The sequence below is a fragment of the Pseudomonas sp. s4 genome, from assembly GCF_046764235.1.
Classification (GTDB): domain Bacteria; phylum Pseudomonadota; class Gammaproteobacteria; order Pseudomonadales; family Pseudomonadaceae; genus Aquipseudomonas; species Aquipseudomonas asiatica.
Map to the genome: position 1 here is coordinate 912,071 of NZ_CP177209.1, position 18,406 is coordinate 930,476.

Annotated in this window: 17 protein-coding genes and 1 tRNA gene; 8 read left to right on the forward strand and 10 right to left on the reverse strand. The window is 63.7% G+C overall.

Annotated elements, in window-relative coordinates:
* Window positions 1–13: 13 nt before the first annotated feature.
* The gene (locus tag ACK56M_RS04265) at window positions 14–1,513 is read right to left on the reverse strand and encodes a purine-cytosine permease family protein (RefSeq protein WP_015268916.1); all 1,500 of its coding nucleotides are present in this window, start codon (window positions 1,511–1,513) and stop codon (window positions 14–16) included.
* A 92-nt stretch (window positions 1,514–1,605) separates the two neighbouring features.
* Window positions 1,606–1,995 carry a YybH family protein gene (locus tag ACK56M_RS04270; RefSeq protein WP_015268917.1) on the reverse strand — a complete coding sequence of 130 codons (390 nt, stop codon included), beginning with the start codon at window positions 1,993–1,995 and terminating at the stop codon, window positions 1,606–1,608.
* A gap of 473 nt (window positions 1,996–2,468) precedes the next feature.
* On the opposite strand from ACK56M_RS04270, the gene ACK56M_RS04275 reads away from it, so the two are divergent.
* The 8 genes from ACK56M_RS04275 (at window position 2,469) to ACK56M_RS04310 (ending at window position 11,208) form a co-directional block, all read left to right on the forward strand.
* Window positions 2,469–3,488, forward strand: coding sequence for a transporter (locus tag ACK56M_RS04275; RefSeq protein WP_085720819.1), 1,020 nt, complete (start codon window positions 2,469–2,471; stop codon window positions 3,486–3,488).
* Window positions 3,489–3,600: 112 nt separating this feature from the next.
* Window positions 3,601–4,221, forward strand: coding sequence for an isochorismate family cysteine hydrolase YcaC (ycaC, locus tag ACK56M_RS04280; protein WP_013970853.1), 621 nt, complete (start codon window positions 3,601–3,603; stop codon window positions 4,219–4,221).
* Between the two features lie 185 nt (window positions 4,222–4,406).
* Window positions 4,407–5,225 carry a polyphosphate kinase 2 gene (ppk2, locus tag ACK56M_RS04285; RefSeq protein WP_015268930.1) on the forward strand — a complete coding sequence of 273 codons (819 nt, stop codon included), beginning with the start codon at window positions 4,407–4,409 and terminating at the stop codon, window positions 5,223–5,225.
* A gap of 21 nt (window positions 5,226–5,246) precedes the next feature.
* A complete protein-coding gene (locus ACK56M_RS04290) occupies window positions 5,247–6,443 on the forward strand; it encodes a monovalent cation:proton antiporter-2 (CPA2) family protein (RefSeq protein WP_411959262.1) in 1,197 nt (398 codons plus the stop codon).
* A 39-nt stretch (window positions 6,444–6,482) separates the two neighbouring features.
* Entirely contained in the window at window positions 6,483–7,580 is a 1,098-nt protein-coding gene (locus ACK56M_RS04295) for an AI-2E family transporter (RefSeq protein ID WP_015268932.1), read from the forward strand.
* A gap of 13 nt (window positions 7,581–7,593) precedes the next feature.
* Complete coding sequence (locus ACK56M_RS04300) at window positions 7,594–9,114, forward strand: efflux transporter outer membrane subunit (RefSeq protein WP_054572316.1); 1,521 nt, start codon at window positions 7,594–7,596, stop codon at window positions 9,112–9,114.
* A complete protein-coding gene (locus ACK56M_RS04305) occupies window positions 9,111–10,208 on the forward strand; it encodes an HlyD family secretion protein (RefSeq protein ID WP_054572317.1) in 1,098 nt (365 codons plus the stop codon). Before ACK56M_RS04300 ends, ACK56M_RS04305 begins: the two co-directional genes overlap by 4 nt.
* Complete coding sequence (locus ACK56M_RS04310; protein ID WP_054572318.1) at window positions 10,198–11,208, forward strand: DUF2955 domain-containing protein; 1,011 nt, start codon at window positions 10,198–10,200, stop codon at window positions 11,206–11,208. Before ACK56M_RS04305 ends, ACK56M_RS04310 begins: the two co-directional genes overlap by 11 nt.
* A gap of 119 nt (window positions 11,209–11,327) precedes the next feature.
* Here ACK56M_RS04310 and ACK56M_RS04315 read toward each other — a convergent pair whose 3' ends face one another.
* From ACK56M_RS04315 to lolB, 8 genes are all read right to left on the reverse strand, one after another.
* A complete protein-coding gene (locus ACK56M_RS04315) occupies window positions 11,328–13,040 on the reverse strand; it encodes a SulP family inorganic anion transporter (RefSeq protein WP_054572319.1) in 1,713 nt (570 codons plus the stop codon).
* A gap of 294 nt (window positions 13,041–13,334) precedes the next feature.
* Entirely contained in the window at window positions 13,335–14,435 is a 1,101-nt protein-coding gene (ychF, locus tag ACK56M_RS04320) for a redox-regulated ATPase YchF (RefSeq protein WP_013970895.1), read from the reverse strand.
* Window positions 14,436–14,459: 24 nt separating this feature from the next.
* Window positions 14,460–15,044: an aminoacyl-tRNA hydrolase gene (pth, locus tag ACK56M_RS04325; RefSeq protein WP_008099045.1), complete on the reverse strand. Its 585-nt coding sequence runs from the start codon at window positions 15,042–15,044 to the stop codon at window positions 14,460–14,462.
* 79 nt (window positions 15,045–15,123) lie between these two features.
* Window positions 15,124–15,717, reverse strand: coding sequence for a 50S ribosomal protein L25/general stress protein Ctc (locus tag ACK56M_RS04330; RefSeq protein WP_013970896.1), 594 nt, complete (start codon window positions 15,715–15,717; stop codon window positions 15,124–15,126).
* Window positions 15,718–15,838: 121 nt separating this feature from the next.
* The gene (locus tag ACK56M_RS04335; RefSeq protein ID WP_003247410.1) at window positions 15,839–16,780 is read right to left on the reverse strand and encodes a ribose-phosphate pyrophosphokinase; all 942 of its coding nucleotides are present in this window, start codon (window positions 16,778–16,780) and stop codon (window positions 15,839–15,841) included.
* A gap of 47 nt (window positions 16,781–16,827) precedes the next feature.
* Window positions 16,828–16,902, reverse strand: a tRNA-Gln gene (locus ACK56M_RS04340).
* 20 nt (window positions 16,903–16,922) lie between these two features.
* On the reverse strand, window positions 16,923–17,783 hold the full coding sequence (ispE, locus tag ACK56M_RS04345) for a 4-(cytidine 5'-diphospho)-2-C-methyl-D-erythritol kinase (protein WP_013970897.1): 861 nt from the start codon (window positions 17,781–17,783) through the stop codon (window positions 16,923–16,925).
* Window positions 17,784–17,786: 3 nt separating this feature from the next.
* Window positions 17,787–18,404, reverse strand: a complete 618-nt coding sequence (lolB, locus tag ACK56M_RS04350) for a lipoprotein insertase outer membrane protein LolB (protein ID WP_013970898.1) — start codon at window positions 18,402–18,404, stop codon at window positions 17,787–17,789.
* Window positions 18,405–18,406: the final 2 nt, after the last annotated feature.

Below are 18,406 nucleotides of genomic sequence, written 5' to 3' on the forward strand. Positions count from 1 at the left end.
GGTCGGTTTCCAGTCAGGCCGTTTCGGCGGTGGTTACCGGCGAGTGCGCGGTGCTTTTGCAACGCACCCAACGCGGGCCCTGGGGGCCATACACGCCGGCAGGTTCGGGGAACAGGTTGAGCAGCAGCAGGTACAGCACACCGGCCAGCCCCAGGGTGACCGGCAGGCTCAGGTCTATGCCGCCGGCCAGGTCGCCCAGTGGGCCGACGAACTGCCCTGGCAGGTTGACGAAGCACAGGCCCACCGCCGCGCTGGGGATCCACGCCCCCATGCCGCGCCAGTTCCAGCCATGCAGGAACCAGTAGTGGCCGCCACGTTGGCCGCGGGTGAACACCTGCAGGTCGTCGGCATGGTAGAAGCCGCGGCGGGTGATCAGGCCGAGGATCATGATCACCATCCACGGGCTGGTGCAGGTGATGATCAGCACGGCGAAGGTCGACACGCTCTGCACCAGGTTGAAGGTGAAGCGGCCGACGAAGATGAAGCCGATCGCCAGCACGCCGATCAGCAGTGTGGCGCCGGCACGGCTGAGCAGGCGTGGGAACACACTGGACATGTCCAGGCCGGTGCCGTACAGCGCGGTGGTGCCGGTGGACATGCCACCGATCACCGCAATCAGGCACACCGGCAGGAAGAACCAGCTTGGCGCCACCGCCAGCAGGCCACCGACGTAGTTGTTGGCGGCGATGTAGTCCGGCGCCTGGGTGGCCACCAGGGTGGCGGTGCACAGGCCGAACAGGAACGGGATCAGTGTCGCGCCCTGGGCCGCGATCACCGCCAGCATGATGCGCGCCTTGGGCGTTTCACGCGGGATGTAGCGCGACCAGTCGCCGAGGAACGCACCGAACGACACCGGGTTGCTCATGGCCAGGATCGCCGCACCGACGAATGCCGCCCAGAAGCCCGCCTGGCCTAGGTTTACGCTACCCGCATAACCGGTGTCGAACGGCCCGGCAAAGGCAACGATGCCCAGCAGGAACAGCAGGCTCGAGGCCCACACGGCGATCTTGTTGACCCACAGCATGAAGCGGAAGCCAAAGATACACACCACCAGCACCAGTACCGCGAACAGGCCGTAGGCCAGGCCCAGGGTCAGGTCGGTTTCCGGCAGGCCGGCCAGGCGCTTGGCGCCGCCGACCAGGGCGTCGCCCGAACTCCACACCGACAGCGAAAAGAACGCCACCGCGGTGAGCAGCGACAGGAACGAACCGACGATGCGCCCGTGTACGCCAAAGTGCGCACCCGACGACACCGCGTTGTTGGTGCCGTTGAGCGCGCCGAACAGGCCCATGGGCGCGAGGATCAGCGCGCCCACGCCGACGCCGAGCAGGATCGCCCACACACCGGCCTGGAACGACAGCCCGAACAGCACCGGGAAGCTGCCCAGCACGGCCGTGGCGAAGGTATTGGCGCCGCCGAAGATCAGGCGGAACAGGTCCAGCGGGGAGGCGTCGCGTTGATCGTCGGGGATCTGTTCGACGCCATTGGTCTCGATACCGGTCGAGTGGCTCATGGTGATGCTCCAGCGCGGTTGTTGTGGGCCGGCGCAGTGCGCGGGCCTTCTTGTGGGTGCGATGGCAGGGCGGCAGGGCCGCGTAAAGGGGATCAGGCCGGCGATACGACCGACAGGTGCTCGTGGCAGGCCAGCCACCGTTCGCCGTGGCGGCGGAAGACGATGGTCTCGCGCTCGCTCAACTGGTGTTCTTCGCCGGCGATGCGGATGTGCGTGGCCACATCGTGCATGAAGATCGCCACGTCACCTTGCAGGCTCACCTGGGCATTGCCCGATTCGCAGGCGAGCACGGCAAACCCGTCGGCCTGCCACTGGGCCCAGAGTTGCTCGTAGGCATGGCGCGACAGCAGCGGTTGCGGCAGGGTGTGGAAAAGGAAGGTGGCGTCTTCGCTGAAGCAGGCGAAATAGCGAGCGGTGTCGTTGCTGGCGAACGCCGCAACGAGGTCGGCGGCGGCTTGCCGTACCTGGAGTGTCTGGTCCACGGGAGTGGCCTCACGGTTCTTGTGATTGTGGTGAAGCGATTCTGGTGGCGGTCGGCGAGGGGAAAAATCGCTGCGGGCAAATAATCAGTTCAGGAATTTGTGAAGTGATGGCTGCGCTTTCTCAGGTTTCGCACTGCGCGTCCTGTGGGAGCGGGCGTGCCCGCTCTCATAGAACAACACATGACTCATTGGTTCGGCGAGGTTCTGTAGGAGCAGCCTTGTGCTGCGAAGAGGCCGGTACTGACAAAGCCTTTCTATCGCTTGTACCGGCCTCTTCGCAGCACAAGGCTGCTCCTACAAAGGCCGCGTCAGACGAGCGATATTTGTTCTCTGCGCGACAGCGCAGCCCAAAAGGGCTGGGTAATCTCCCACAGGGATTGTGCTGGCCGTGCTTGCGGAGTCTGCTGTCATCTGACTGCAACGAATATTCAGCAACCTTTCTGCCATCTCCCCGTGCCTCATTGCGAGTTCGAATGGGCCATCCCGCGCTGCATCTGCCACAGGACCACGACCTGTTCGGCCTGCTCTACGCCTTCGCCTTCCGCCCTGGACAGCCGGGGCGCGAAATCGATTCGGCGCAATTGTTGCGCACGCTCGGCCAGCCGCTGGAACCTGGCGAGTTTCTCTGGGTGCACCTGAACCTGGCCCACGCTGCCTGCGAACGCTGGTTGCGCACCCACCTGCAGTTGCCCGAAGCCTTCTTCGAAACCCTGCGCGAAGGTTCGCGCTCGACCCGTATCGAACACGCCGACTCGGCGCTGCTGGCGGTGGTCAACGATGTGGTGTTCAACTTCGGCCTGGTGTCCTCGGACATCTCCACGCTGTGGGCCTGCGCCAGCAGCCAGTTGCTGGTAAGCGCGCGGTTGCAGCCGCTGCATTCGGTGGACAAGCTGCGCTCGTCGGTCAAGCATGGCGAGCGCTTTCATTCGTCCATCGAGTTGCTGGTCCATCTGTTGCGCGACCAGGGCGATGTGCTGACCCAGATCGTGCGTGAAACCACCGCCAGCGTCGACCGCATCGAAGACCAGTTGCTGTCCCAGCGCCTGAGCGACAACCGCGCCGAACTGGGCAGCATGCGCCGGGTGCTGGTGCGCTTGCAGCGCCTGCTGGCGCTGGAGCCGGGGGCGCTGCTGCGCCTGCTCAACCGGCCGCCCGACTGGCTGCAGGAACAGGACATACGCCAGCTGCGCGCGGCCACAGAAGAGTTCACCCTGGTGATCAGCGACCTCACCGCCCTCGGTGAGCGGATCAAGCTGTTGCAGGAAGAAATCGCCGCCAAGCTCAACGAACAGACCAACCGCACCCTGTTCACCCTGACCGTGGTGACCGTGCTGGCGCTGCCGATCAACATCATCGCCGGCTTCTTCGGCATGAACGTCGGGGGTGTGCCGCTGGCGGAAAACCCCCATGGTTTCTGGGTGCTGGTGGCCCTGGTGGCGACCTTCACCGTGCTGGTGGGGCGCTGGGCGTTTCGCAAGCGGCGCGAGTACTGACTCAATTGTTGTGTTGGCCGGGACAGGCCAAAACGAATCGACCGACGGCCTCCCCACCCCGCCATCCTTGCCTACGCTGATACTCCAACCTGCTAAAGCAAGGAAACCCGTCATGGCCTTCCAATACAAGCGTCTGGACAAGAACAACGCCGCCGTGCTGCTGGTCGACCACCAGACCGGCCTGCTCTCGCTGGTAAGGGACATCGACCCCGACCGCTTCAAGAACAACGTCCTGGCCCTGTCGGACCTGGCCAAGTACTTCAAGCTGCCGACCATTCTCACCACCAGTTTCGAGACCGGCCCCAACGGCCCGCTGGTGCCCGAACTGAAAGAGCAGTTCCCCGACGCCCCGTACATCGCCCGGCCTGGCAACATCAACGCCTGGGACAACGAGGACTTCGTCAAGGCCGTCAAGGCTACCGGCAAGAAGCAGCTGCTGATCGCCGGCGTGGTGACCGAAGTGTGCGTGGCCTTCCCGGCTCTGTCGGCGCTGGAGGAGGGCTTCGAGGTATTTGTCGTCACCGATGCCTCCGGCACCTTCAACGAACTGACCCGTGACTCGGCCTGGCGGCGCATGGAGGCCGCCGGGGCGCAACTGATGACCTGGTTCGGCGTGGCCTGCGAGCTGCACCGTGACTGGCGCAATGACATTGAAGGGCTGGGGACCCTGTTCTCCAACCATATTCCGGACTACCGCAACCTGATGACCAGCTATAACAAGATGGCCAAGTAGTCCGGCCTTGGAGGCACCGAGTACCCTGTGGGAGCGGGTTCACCCGCGAATGCGTCGGTAGCTTCAATGACGCATTCGCGGGTAAACCCGCTCCCACACCCTCCCCGGAACACTCACCACAAGCGAAGCGGCAAACTGCCATGGATCGACCATACTGACTCTTCATTCGCCCTCAGGAGAGCGCCATGTCGAAGTCGTCCAGGAAGAGAGACCCCAAGGACCATCCAGAGAAACTGGGCGGCAAGGCGTACGAGAAGGAACTCAAGCAGCTGCATGTGGAGCTGGTGAAGCTGCAGGAATGGGTGGTGGCCAAGGGCCTGAAGGTGTGCATTGTCTTCGAGGGCCGCGATGGCGCCGGCAAGGGCGGTACCATCAAGGCCATTACCGAGCGCGTCAGCCCGCGAGTATTCCGCGTGGTGGCGCTGCCGGCGCCAACCGAGCGGGAAAAGAGCCAGATGTATGTGCAACGCTACCTGGGCCACCTGCCTGCCGCGGGCGAGGTAGTGATCTTCGACCGCAGCTGGTACAACCGCGCCGGTGTCGAGCGAGTGATGGGCTTCTGCAGTGAAGAGCAGAGCAGCAAGTTTCTCACCGTGGTGCCGCTGTTCGAAAAGATGATGGTCGAGTCGGGGATCATCCTCATCAAGTACTGGCTGGAGGTCAGCGCCGAAGAGCAGACCCGCCGCCTGCAGGACCGTATCAACGATGGCCGCAAGCTGTGGAAGCTGTCGCCGATGGACCTCAAGTCATACACACGCTGGGATGAATACACCCGGGCCCGCGACGACATGTTCGCCGCCTCTGATTCGTCCTGGGCACCGTGGTTCATGGCCCATTCCAACGACAAGCGCCGTGCCCGGCTGAACATCATCAGCCATCTGCTGACGCGCATTCCCTACAAGGACATTACCCGCGACGGGCTGGTGAAGTTGCCCAAGCGCGGCAAGATCGGCAAATACAAGGCCGTCAACTACCCGTTCAAGGTCGTCGAAGAGCGCTTCTGATAGCAGCGAGGGTGCGAGCCTATGCCACATGATGGCAGCCTGTTGCAGGCGACGGTGGTGTTCCTGCTGGCCGTGGTGCTTCTGGTACCGCTGGCGCAGCGTTTGAAAATGGGGGCGGTGCCCGGCTATCTGCTGGCGGGCATCCTGATAGGGCCATCGGTGTTTGGCCTGCTGAACAACCCGGATAACGTGGCACGCCTGTCGGAGATGGGTGTGGTGATGCTGCTGTTCGTCATCGGCCTGGAGCTGTCGCCGCGGCGTTTGTGGGGCATGCGCCGGGCGCTGTTTGGCGTCGGCTCGCTACAAGTGGGCCTGAGTGCTGTAGTGCTTGGCCTGCTGGCGTACTGGCTGTTCGGCCAGTCGAAGCCGGCTGCCATCGTGCTGGGCCTGGGCCTGGCGCTGTCGTCCACCGCGTTTGGCCTGCAGGTACTGGCCGAGCGCAAGGACCTGGGCAAGCCGCACGGCCGCCTGGCCGTGGCGATCCTGCTGTTCCAGGACATTGCCGCGATCCCGCTGATTGCCGTGGTGCCGCTGCTCGGTGGTGATGTCAGTACCGCCGACGAAGGCGCCTGGCCGGTGTTGGCGGTGGTGGTTGGCATAGGTGTGCTGATCATCTTTGGCCGCTACCTGTTGACCCCTGTCTTCAAATGGACAGTCGGTTCTGGGCTGCCCGAGCTGTCTACCGCTACCGCCTTGCTGGTGGTGCTGGGCACCGCCTGGGTGATGGAGCACGTGGGCGTGTCGATGGCGCTGGGGGCATTTCTGGCGGGCGTATTGATGGCCGAGTCGCCTTTCCGTCACGAACTGGAAACCCAGATCGAGCCCATCAAGGGTTTGCTGCTGGGGCTGTTCTTCGTTGGCGTGGGGATGAGCGCCGACCTGCGCCTGCTGTTCGGCATGCCGTTAATGGTGCTGGGGCTGACCCTGCTGCTGGTGATGATCAAATTGCCGCTGCTTTATGGCCTGGGCCGCACCGCAGGTGGGCTCACCCAGGCCCAGGCGCTGTGCCTGGGCGTGGTGCTGGCGTCTGGCGGCGAGTTTGCCTTCGTGGTGTTCAAGCTGGCGTTGGATCATCAGGTGCTTGCGCAGCAGGTGCATGACCTGCTGGTGCTGGCCATCACCTTGTCGATGGCGGTAGTGCCGTTGGTAATGATGGCCCTGGCGCGGCAGTTGGGTGACGACAGCCCCACACCGGCAGCCCCTGAAGCGGGCCACTGAATCGCGCCACATGGCGCACCTGGAGTTCGGAGGTGAAGCATGCAACCGGGTATCAAGATGGACAGCCGCCTGTCGCGGGGCTTGCTCGATGTGCTCATCAAGGCCGGCCTGGTGGCTGCGCTGGTGATATTCGCCTTCCAGACGTTCCAGCCGTTCCTGGAGCTGATGCTGTGGTCGGTGATCCTGGCGGTGACCTTGTACCCGTTGTATTGCCGCATCCAGCGCCGCACAGGGCTCAAGGACGGGCTTTCGGCGACGCTGGTCGTTCTGCTGGTACTGGTCGTGCTGCTGGTGCCGATCTACCTGGTGGTGATGTCCATCGGCGAGTCGGTGGACAGCCTGGTGACGCTGCTCAAGAGCGGTACCTGGAGCGTGCCGGCCCCTCCCGACTCGGTGGCGGCCTGGCCGCTGATCGGGCCGAAGGTGCATGCCTTGTGGCTGGCCGCCTCGGAAAACATGGCCGGTGTGCTGAACCAGTGGATGCCCCAGCTCAAGGGTGCCGGGCGCACGGTGCTGGGGGCAGCAGCCAGCGCAGGCGGCGCGTTCCTGCTGTTCATCGCGGCGATCATCGTCTCGGGCATCATCATGGCGTTCGGTGAACGCGGCGAAATCGCGGCGCAGCGCATCGCCATGCGGGTGTCGGGGGAGGAGCGCGGCAAGCCATTGGCCAAGCTGTGCACCGCCACCATTCGCGCGGTGGCCCAGGGCGTGATCGGCATTGCCTTCATCCAGATGCTGCTGATCGGTGTCGGCTTCGTCATCAAAGGGGTACCGGGGGCGGGGATGCTGGCAATCGTCATCCTCATGCTGGGGATTGCCCAGGCACCGGCCACGTTGATAACGGTGCCGGTGATCATCTACATCTTCAACGTCGAAGGCTTTACCGTGGCGACCATCATTTTCGCCATCTACACCTTCGTCGCCGGGCTTGCCGACAACGTGCTCAAGCCGCTGCTGCTGGGGCGCGGGGTGGACGTGCCGATGCCGGTGGTGCTGATCGGGGCACTGGGCGGCATGGTGGTCAAAGGCATCATCGGCCTGTTCATCGGGCCGGTGATCCTGGGCGTCACTTATGTACTGTTCTGGCAGTGGGTGGCGCTGCAGGTGCCGGAAAATCCCGTCGAACCGTCGGCGTAAGCCAAGGCCTGCCATGCCCGGACGCTTCTGTGGTTGTGCACTGAGCCTGGCTGCCGCGTTGGTGGGCTGTACCCAGGTCGGCCCGGATTTCCAGCCGACGCAGGACCCGTGGCTGGGCACCTGGAACACCCCGCTGCTGGAGCAGGCCGGGCAGCAGGCCGCGGCGCCCGACCTGCGCCAGTGGTGGGCCGTGTTCGCCGACCCTGCCCTGGATGCCTTGATCGCCGAGGCCGATGCCAATAACAGCAACCTGCGCGTGGCTGGTTTGCGCGTTGCCGAAGCCCGCGCCCAGTTGGCCATCGTGCAGACCGGGCGTTATCCACAGCTGCAGCAACTGCGCGCACAGAGCCTTTACCTGAAACAGGATCAGTCCGGTACCGCCACCGCTCGCGATTCGGTGTTCTGGCAATCCAGCGCGGGCTTCGACATCGGCTGGGAAATCGACTTCTGGGGGCGCTTCAGTCGCGCAATCGAAAGCGCCGACGCCGTCTACTTCGCCTCCCAGGCCAATTATGCCGATGCCATGCTGCTGTTGCGTGCGCAGGTGGCCGACACCTACTTTGCCCTGCGCACCGCCGAGGCGCGGCTGGATATCGCCGAAGAAAACGCCCGCCGCCAGGAGCGCAGCCTGGAGATAACCGAGCGGCTGTTCCGTCATGGCGAAAACGACGAACTCGACTGGCAACAGGCGCGCACCCAGTATCTGGCTACCCAGGCCACCATCCCCGAGTTCCAGAACCAGCTCAATGCCCTGCGCAACGTGCTGTGCTCGCTGCTGGGCCGCGCGCCCGGGCCGCTGCCACAGCTGGATGCCGGTCACGGCCAGTTGCCGTTGCCGAACCGTGCCGTGCTGCAGGATGTGCCCGCCCGCCTGCTGCAGCGCCGCCCGGACATCCGTGCCGCCGAGCAGGCGGTAGCGGCGCAGTCGGCGCTGGTCGGGGTGGCCGAGGCCGACCTTTATCCACAACTGAGCCTGTTGGGCAGCATCGGCTGGAGTTTCGTCACGGCCAATCATTTGCCTGATACCTTCGACATCGCCGCCGGGCCCAGCCTGATCTGGAACCCGTTCGACTACGGCCGACGCAAGAACGCTGTGCGCGTGGAAGATGCCCGCTTGCAGCAACTGATCGAGCTGTATCACCAGGATGTGCGCGAAGCCGCCCGTGAGGCCGACGATGCCGCCAGCGGGCTGGTGCGCTCGCTGCAGAGCGCAAGTATCCGCGACCAGGCCTCGCAGGCCGCGCAGCGCTCCCTGAACCTGGCCAGCTCGCAGTACCGCGAAGGCTTTGCCGACTTCCAGCGCGTGCTCGACGCCCAGCAACTGCTGCTGCAGCAACAGGACGGCTATCTGGTCAGTCGCGGCAATGCGGTCAGCAGCCTGGTGACACTGTACAAGGCCCTGGGCGGTGGCTGGGACGCCAGCCGCGCACCGATCGACCCGGCCACCCGCCAGCAGATGCAGCAACGCACCGACTGGGGTGAACTGCTTGACGAGCCAGGCCCCAGCGCACATGCACAAGGTGAAACGAAATGAGCGACACCACGCCGACGCCATCCCCGCCAGCCCCCGATCGCGGCATGCGCTGGGTGCTGCTGCTGATTGTCGTGAGCCTGCTGTGGTACCTGCTGGCCGATCGCGTCACGCCCTATACCCAGCAAGCCCGCCTGCAGGCCTACGTGGTGCCGGTGAGTGCCGAGGTGGCTGGGCAGGTGAAGCGTGTGGCGGTGGGCAACAACCAGGAAGTGCGCAAGGGCGATGTGTTGTTCGAACTGGACCAGGAGCAATATCGCATTGCCCTGGCTCGCGCCGAAGCCGACCTGGACACGGTACGCCGGCAGATCGGCGCCCACACCGCTGGCATCGACTCGGCCCAGGCGGCGCTGGTGGCAGCCCAGGCCAACGAGCGCAAGGCCCGGCAGGACGCCGAGCGGCTCAAGCGCCTGATCGATGAAGACCCGGGCACGGTGTCGGTGCGCCGCCTGGAGGGCGCCCAGGCCAGCCGCGACCAGGCCATCAGCCAGGTGGCGGCAGCCCGTGCCGAAGTTGAGCGGGCCCGTGAGCAGCAGGGCGGAGCGCAGGACGACAACGCCCAACTGCGCAGCGCGGCGGCCAATGTGGAAAAAGCCCGGCTGGACCTGGCGCGCACCATGGTACGCGCCGATGCAGACGGGTTGATCACCGACCTGCGCACCGACGTTGGCCACTATGTTGGCGCCGGCAGCCCGATGATGACCCTGATCGCTATCCATGACGTGTGGATAAGTGCCGACATGACCGAGAACAACCTAGGTCGGCTGCGCCCTGAAACCCCGGTGCTGGTAGTGCTCGATGCGCTGCCCGGCACGGTGTTGAAGGGGCGCATTCGCAGCATCGGCTACGGTGTGAGCGTAGGCCAGAGTGCCCCGCCAGGTACGTTGCCGACCGTACAGAACAGCCGCGAGTGGCTGCGCTCCGCACAGCGCTTCCCGGTTATCGTCGAACTGGAGCGTGACCAGTTGCAGGACAAGACCGTATTGCGGGTCGGTGGCCAGGCCGAAGTCATGGCCCTGCCAAGCGAGGGCAACCCATTGAACCTGCTAGGCCGGCTGTTCATGTGGCTGATGAGCTGGCTGTCGTATGCCTATTGAACTACGCCGCCTGCGTGCCCTGCGCCTGGCCTGGGGCGTGGCGCTTTGCCTGGCGGTGAGTTTCGGCATCGGCTTGCCGGTACCGATCCTGGCGCCGGTGTTCGCGGTGTTGTTGCTGGCCATGCGCAGCCAGCCCTTGCCCCTGCGTGCGGCACCGGCCTTGGCGGTGCTGGTGCTGCTTGCCTGCGGCAGCGGGCTGCTGCTGATTCCGCTGCTGCGCCATGCCCCGGTAAGCGGGGTGTTGCTGGTGAGTGTGGGGGTTTTCCTTACCTTGCGTTATGCACTGAAAGGCGGCAATGGCCTGTTGGCCAATTTGCTGGTTATCGGCCTGACCATGATCGCTGCCGCCGGCACCAGCGACTTCAGCCTGGCGCTGTCGGTGGTCGAAGCGCTGGCCAAAGGCATGCTGCTGGCGGTGCTGGGCACGGCAGCGGCGCATGTGCTGTTTCCCGAGCCGGCCGATGCGCCGGCGCAACCGGCACCGCCTCTGCTCGACAGTGACCAGGTGAGCTGGGTTGCCTTGCGTGCTACGTTGATCGTCATGCCGGCCTTCTTGCTGGCGCTGATCGCCCCGGACCAGTACATGCCGCTGATCATGAAGGCAGTGAGCCTGGGGCAGCAGGCTGGTGAGACCCGCGCACGGCATGCCAGCCGCGAACTGATCGGCTCGACCTTGCTGGCCGGGTTGCTGGCGATATTGATGTGGGGCGCGTTGAGCCTGTTCGTGCACCTGTGGATGTTTTTCCTGTGGGTGCTGCTGTTCGTTCTCTGGCAGGGGCGCAGGCTCTACCGTGCGGTGGATACCAGGCAAAGCCCGGCATACTGGGTGAGTTGCCTGACGACCATGCTGATCTTGCTGGGGCAGTCGGTGCAGGACAGCGCGGGAGGGCAGGATGTTTACCGCGCCTTTGCCGTGCGCATGGCGCTGTTTCTGGCGGTGTCGGTGTACGCCAGTGCCATGCTCATATGGATTGATCGGCGGCGGGTTCGGACTGCTTAGTTCTTCTGTACTGGCCTCTTCGCGGGCACGCCCGCTCCCACAGGTACAGCGACAACCTTGAGGTTTGTGCGGTCCCTGTGGGAGCGGGCATGCCCGCGAAGAGGCCAGCCCAGGAAAACCTAGGGCTTCCAGTCAACCCCACTCTCTTCAAGGTAGGCATCCACCGCTGCCCCAACAGTGGGATGAAATGCCGACTCCCCCATATGCTCGAACAACTCGAACTGCCGCATCTTGTCCTTTACCGGGTCCTTCATCTCGGCAAACTGCAACTCCACCCCCCGCGCCTCCAGCGCCCGGTCCAGCTCGGCCAGCATGTCCGCCGAGGTGATATCGATGCTGGTCACCGGCTCTGCCGCGATCACCAGCCGTTGTACCGGGGTAGGCGATGCATCCACCGCCGCCATCACCGTGCTCTGGAACTGTTCGGCATTGGCAAAGAACAGCGGGGCATCCCAACGCAGCAGCACCAGCCCCGGAATGCGTCGGGCCTGTGGATAACGCTGCACATCATGGTAACCGCGGGTGCCATCCACCCGTCCCAGCACCGCATGATGCGGCCGCCAGCCGTCCCACAGGAATTCGATCACTGATATCGCCACGGCAATGCCGATACCGGGAATCGCCCCGAACACCGCCACACCGACGAAACAGGTGAACGACAGCCAGAATTCCCATTGCTGCATGCGGAAGATGCGCTTGAGGTCGGCGAACTCGAACAGGCCCAATGCTGCGGCAATCACCACTGCCGCCAGGGCGCTGTTGGGCAGGTGTTGCATCAGGTTGGGCGCCACCAGCAGCAACAGGGTCACCGCCAGCGCGCCGATGATGCCGGTGAGCTGAGTCTGCGAGCCGGCCGCTTCGGCCACGGGGGTGCGCGATGAGCTGCTGCTGATGGGGATGCCCTGGAACAGCCCCGAGGCCAGGTTGGCCACACCCAGGCCGAACATTTCCTGGTTGGGGTTGACCGGGGCCTTCATGCGCGCGGCGTATGAACGTGACAGCACACTGGTATCGGCGAACGACACCAACGCTACTGCGATGCCGCCGAGCAGCACCTCCACCAGGTCGATATCGCTGACCCAGGGGAACACGAAGCTGGGTAGCCCCTGGGGCAGTTCGCCGAGCACTTTCACGCCTTGCTGGTCGAGCCCCAGCAGGCTCACCGCCAGCGTGGCCAGCACCACAGCAATGAGAATGCCCGGCAAACGCTTGAACGGCTTGAGCAGCAGGATCAGCGCCAGGCTACCGCCACCGACCACGAAGCTTGGCCAATGGCCATGGCCGGCGAGCAATGCCTGGATCAGGTTCCAGGTATCCCGCAGCGGGCCCTGGCTGTCGACCGACAGGCCGAACAGTTTGGGCAACTGGCTGATCAGCACCGTGAGGGCGATGCCGTTCATGTAGCCATAGCGGATCGGCTTGGACAGCAGTTCGGTGATGAAGCCCAGGCGCAGCAAACCGGCGATCACACAGAACGCCCCGGCGACCAGGGCCATCATGCTGGCGATGGCGATTGCCCGTTGCGGGTCGCTGGCGGCGTATTGCACCACCACTGCCAGGATCGGCGCGGCCAGCGCCGAGTCCGGGCCCAGCACCAGGATGCGGCTGGGGCCGAACAGGGCGTAGGCCAGCAGCGGGATGATGGTGGCGTACAGGCCGTAGATGCCAGGTACGCCGGAAGCTTCGGCATAAGCGATACCCACCGGCACCAGCATGGTGGTGAGCACCAGGCCGGCGGCGATGTCTTTGGGCAGCCAGGCGGGTTGGTAGTGGAGCAGGGTGACCAGGCCGGGTAACCAGCGTTGCCAGTCGAGGCGGGTTTTTTCGGGCATGGTGCGTGCGTCCAGGGGAGGGTGCTGAATCACAGCTTAGATGCTGAATTCCGGGGCCGCTCTGCGGCCCATCGCGACACAAGGCCGCTCCTACAGGGGAATGCGTTGGTTCAGGCGACGCGTTCCGTTGTAGGAGCGGCCTTGTGTCGCGAAAGGGCTGCAAAGCAGCCCCTGATTTCAGCGGCGTTGCAAATATTGTTGGGGCTGCTCCTGAAGGGCGTGTGCATGATCAGAAAAAACAAAACCCCTTGAGGCGTTGGCCTCAAGGGGTTCGTGGGTACTGCGGTCTGGCGCTTAGACGTTGAAGCGGAAGTGCATCACGTCACCGTCCTTGACGATGTAGTCCTTGCCTTCCAAACGCCATTTACCGGCTTCCTTGGCACCGCTCTCACCCTTGAACTGGATGAAGTCGTCATAGGCCACCACTTCAGCGCGGATGAAACCTTTTTCGAAGTCGGTGTGGATCACGCCAGCGGCCTGTGGTGCGGTAGCACCGACGCGTACGGTCCAGGCGCGTACTTCCTGCACGCCGGCAGTGAAGTAGGTCTGCAGGTTCAGCAGCTCATAACCGGCGCGGATAACGCGGTTCAGGCCAGGCTCTTCCAGGCCCAGGGCCTCGAGGAACATATCCTTCTCTTCACCGTCTTCCAGTTCGGCGATTTCCGCTTCGATCTTGTTGCACACCGGCACCACTACCGCGCCTTCTTCCTCGGCGATGGCCTTGACCACGTCCAGGTGCGGGTTGTTGTCGAAGCCGTCTTCGGCCACGTTGGCGATGTACATGACCGGCTTGCTGGTCAGCAGGTGGAAGCCGCGGATGACCGCCTTGTCTTCGGCGCTCATGTTCTTCATCAGGCTGCGCGCTGGCTTGCCTTCGGTGAAGTGCGGGATCAGCTGTTCGAGGATGGCCTTCTGCGCCAGGGCTTCCTTGTCGCCGCCCTTGGCGTTGCGGGCAACCTTCTGCAGCTGCTTCTCGCAGCTGTCGAGGTCGGCGAAGATCAGCTCGAGGTCGATGATCTCGATGTCACGCTTGGGGTCGACGCTGTTGGAAACGTGGATCACGTTCTCGTCTTCGAAGCAGCGCACCACGTGGGCAATGGCGTCGGTCTCGCGGATGTTGGCGAGGAACTTGTTGCCCAGGCCTTCGCCTTTCGAGGCACCAGCCACCAGGCCGGCGATGTCGACGAACTCCATGGTGGTCGGCAGGATGCGGTTTGGCTTGACGATTTCAGCCAGTGCATTCAAGCGCGCATCGGGCATCGGCACGATGCCGCTGTTAGGCTCGATGGTGCAGAAGGGGAAGTTCTCCGCCGCGATGCCAGACTTGGTCAGGGCGTTGAACAGGGTGGACTTGCCGACGTTGGGCAGGCCGACGATGCCGCAATTGAAACCCATGGGTATTCCCCTCTCTAAAGGAAATCAGGCCTTCTGGCTGTGCAGCTCGCGCATCGCCTTGGCGAAGTCGCCGGCAAGCACGTCCGGCAGCACGCCGAGGGCAAAATCGATGCTGGCGTCGAGCTTCTCCTGCTCGGCGCGTGGCGCGCGGCCCAGGACGAAGTTGGAGACCAGTTTGGCGTCGCCCGGGTGGCCGATGCCAAGCCGCAGGCGGTGGAAGTCGTTCTGGTTGCCGAGCTGCGCGATGATGTCGCGCAGGCCGTTGTGCCCACCATGGCCACCGCCGCGCTTGAGCTTGGCGACGCCCGGGGGCAGGTCGAGTTCGTCATGCGCCACCAGGATCGCTTCCGGCTTGATGCGGAAGAAATTGGCCAAGGCCGCCACGGACTGGCCGCTACGGTTCATGTAGGTGGTGGGGATGAGCAGACGAACGTCGTTGCCCTGATGGCTGAACTTAGCCGTCAGGCCGAAATATTTGCGGTCAGCGGTCAACGAGACGCGCTGGGCGCTGGCAATGCGTTCAACGAAAAGAGCCCCTGCGTTATGCCGGGTCTGTTCGTATTCGGGGCCGGGGTTACCCAGGCCGACGATCAACTGGATGGCGGTCACGTCAGGGGCTCTTCCTTGGAGTTGGTGGGTTACAGGGCGCGCGGCACTGTAACCCGATCAACGCCGGCGCGCGAGTGGATTACTCGGCAGCGCCTTCTGCTTCTGGAGCAACGCGTGGAGCGTGAACGTTGGCAACAGCTTTGTCATCACCGTGGGCCAGAGCTACGAACTCTACGCCTTTCGGAGCTTTCAGGTCCGACAGGTGGATGATGGTGCCGATTTCAGCGTTGGCCAGGTCGACTTCGATGAACTCAGGCAGGTCTTTGGCTTCGCAGGAAACTTCGATCTCGGCTTCTACGTGGGAGATCTCGCCGCCTTTCTTGACCGGGGCTTCTTCATTGATGAAGTGAACCGGTACCTTGGCGGTCAGTTTCTGGCCAGCAACGACGCGAACGAAGTCGGCGTGCATGATGAAGCCTTTGGCCGGGTGGCGCTGCAGAGCCTTGACCACGACGTTTTGCTTGGCGCCGTCGACGTTCAGTTCCAGAACGTGGCTGAAGGCAGCCTCGTTTTCGAACAGCTTGGTGATTTCCTTGGCCAGGATGGTCAGGGACTGAGCGTCCTGGTTACCACCGTAGACAACGGCTGGGATGTTCGCGGAGTGACGCAGGCGGCGGCTCGCACCTTTCCCCAGGTCAGTACGCGCTTGGGCGTTCAGAGTGAATTCGGTCATTTTGTTTCTCCAAAGTAGCCCCCCGAGGGCGTTTGCGACCAGCGCCAACGGGGATGGCAAAAAAGCCCCGCCCCAACAACCAGTGTTGGGGCGGGGCGCTTTTCGTCAGCGTGTGTTCCGCTTAGCGGAACATCGCGCTGATCGATTCTTCGTTGCTGATGCGGCGGACCGCTTCAGCGACAACCGGTGCGATATCCAGTTGGCGGATACGGTCACAGGCTTGAGCAGCGGCGGACAGCGGAACGGTGTTGGTCACCACCAGCTCGTCCAGTACCGACTTCTCGATGTTCTCGATCGCGCGGCCCGACAGGACAGGGTGCGTGCAGTAGGCGTAAACCTTGGCAGCGCCGTGTTCTTTCAGGGCTTTGGCCGCGTGGCACAGGGTGCCGGCGGTGTCGACCATGTCGTCTACCAGGATGCAGGTGCGCCCTTCGACGTCGCCGATGATGTGCATGACCTCGGAGTGGTTAGCCTTCTCGCGGCGTTTGTCGATGATACCCAGGTCGACGCCCAGGGACTTGGCGACGGCACGTGCGCGCACGACACCACCGATGTCCGGGGAGACGATCATCAGGTTCTCGAAACGCTGGTCCTCGATATCGTCGACCAGTACGGGCGAACCGTAGATGTTGTCGACCGGGATATCGAAGAAACCCTGGATCTGGTCAGCGTGCAGGTCGACGGTGAGTACACGGTCGATACCTACGACAGTGAGCATGTCAGCGACGACTTTGGCGCTGATGGCTACACGTGCCGAACGCGGACGGCGGTCCTGGCGGGCGTATCCGAAGTAAGGAATCACGGCGGTGATTCGGGATGCTGAGGAGCGGCGGAAGGCGTCGGCCATCACTACCAGTTCCATCAGGTTATCGTTGGTCGGGGCACAGGTCGGCTGAATAATGAAGACGTCTTTACCGCGGACATTCTCATTGATCTCAGTGCTGATCTCGCCGTCGGAGAACTTACCGACAGAAACGTCACCGAGAGGGATATGCAGCTGACGTACGACACGCCGAGCCAGATCGGGGTTGGCGTTCCCCGTAAAGACCATCATCTTGGACACGCGCAGTACCTGAAGGCTGAGGGTAACCTGGATGAGTATAAGGAAAATGGCAGGGGCGGCTGGATTCGAACCAACGCATGGCAGGATCAAAACCTGCTGCCTTACCGCTTGGCGACGCCCCTGTATCTGTTGCTGCGAACGCTTATGCGCTCGACTTCTTGACCAGACTTTGCAGCTTGCGATGCAACATCGAAACGTTGCTTCCTTTCGCCACAAACCCTGTTTGGGTCGCTGAAAGAAGGGCCAGAACTTTATCAGCTTCGGCTTTGCTTGGGAAGGCCCCAAACACACAACTTCCAGTACCGGTCAGTCGAGCCTCAGTGAATTTACCCAGTGAATTCAACGCATTGCGAACTTCCGGGTAACTCTGCTCTACCACCGGTTGGCAGTCATTTCGACTGTTTCCCTCGGGAACGGGGCGCATCTTAAGGGGGAGCGAATCACGTGTCAACTGTGGATGTGAAAAAATTTCTACTGTGCTGACAGACACTTGCGGCACAAGCACGACATACCAGGGCTCTTCCGGGTCAACCGGGGTCAATTGTTCACCCACGCCCTGGGCGAATGCCGCGTGGCCGCGCACGAATACCGGTACGTCGGCGCCCAGGCTCAGGCCCAGTGCGGCCAGGCGGTCTTCGTCCCAGTCCAGTTGCCACAGGTGGGCGAGGGCCAACAGGGTAGTGGCGGCATCCGAGCTGCCGCCGCCGATGCCGCCGCCCATGGGCAGCACCTTGGTCAGCCAGATATCGGCGCCCAACGTCGTGCCGGATTGTTCCTGCAGCTTGCGCGCAGCACGCACGATCAGGTTGCTGTCATGCGGCACTGCTTCGATCTCGGTGTGCAGGCGGATCACGCCGTCGTCACGCACGGCAAAGCTCAGTTCGTCGCCGTGATCGAGAAACTGGAACACGGTTTCCAGCTCGTGATAGCCGTCCGCACGGCGGCCGATGATGTGCAGCCACAGGTTGAGCTTGGCCGGAGCGGGCAGGGTGAGGGTCTGCATGTATCAGTGCCCCAGCTGGCGGGGTTGCCAGTCCTTGACCACCAGTGTCACGTCGAGGTCCTTGCCGTGCAGCTTCATACGCTCGGGCAGCCAGTAGCCGTTCTGTTCCGTGTAGCTCAGGTATTGCACCTGCCAGCCGTCCTGGTCGAGGCTGGCCAGGCGGCTGTCGCCGTCCAGGGTCAGCTTGCTCTTGCTGTCGGGGGCCGGCAGGCCGCGGACCCACCAGACCAGGTGTGAGACCGGCAACTGCCAGCCCAGTTGTTCTTCCAGCAGGGCTTCGGGGCTGAGAGCCTCGTAGCGGCCCTGGTTGGCCACTTCCAGTACCACGCCGCCGGGGCGGCCGGTCAGGCGAGCGGCGCCACGGCCCAGCGGGCCGGCCAGGCGAATGTCGTAGTAGTCCTGGCGTTGCAGCCAGAACAGCGTGCCGCTGCCGGAGTCGCGCGGGGCACGGATGCCGACCTTGCCGTTGATCTGCCAGCCATCGAGGCTGCTCAGTTGCTCTTTATGGGCGCGCCACTGCTGCGGGTCGCCGTGGCCCTGCAGGGCCTCGCGACTACCGAAGCCGGCACAGCCGGCCAGCAGGGCGATCAGGGTGAAGGTAATGCAATGGCGCAGGAACATGG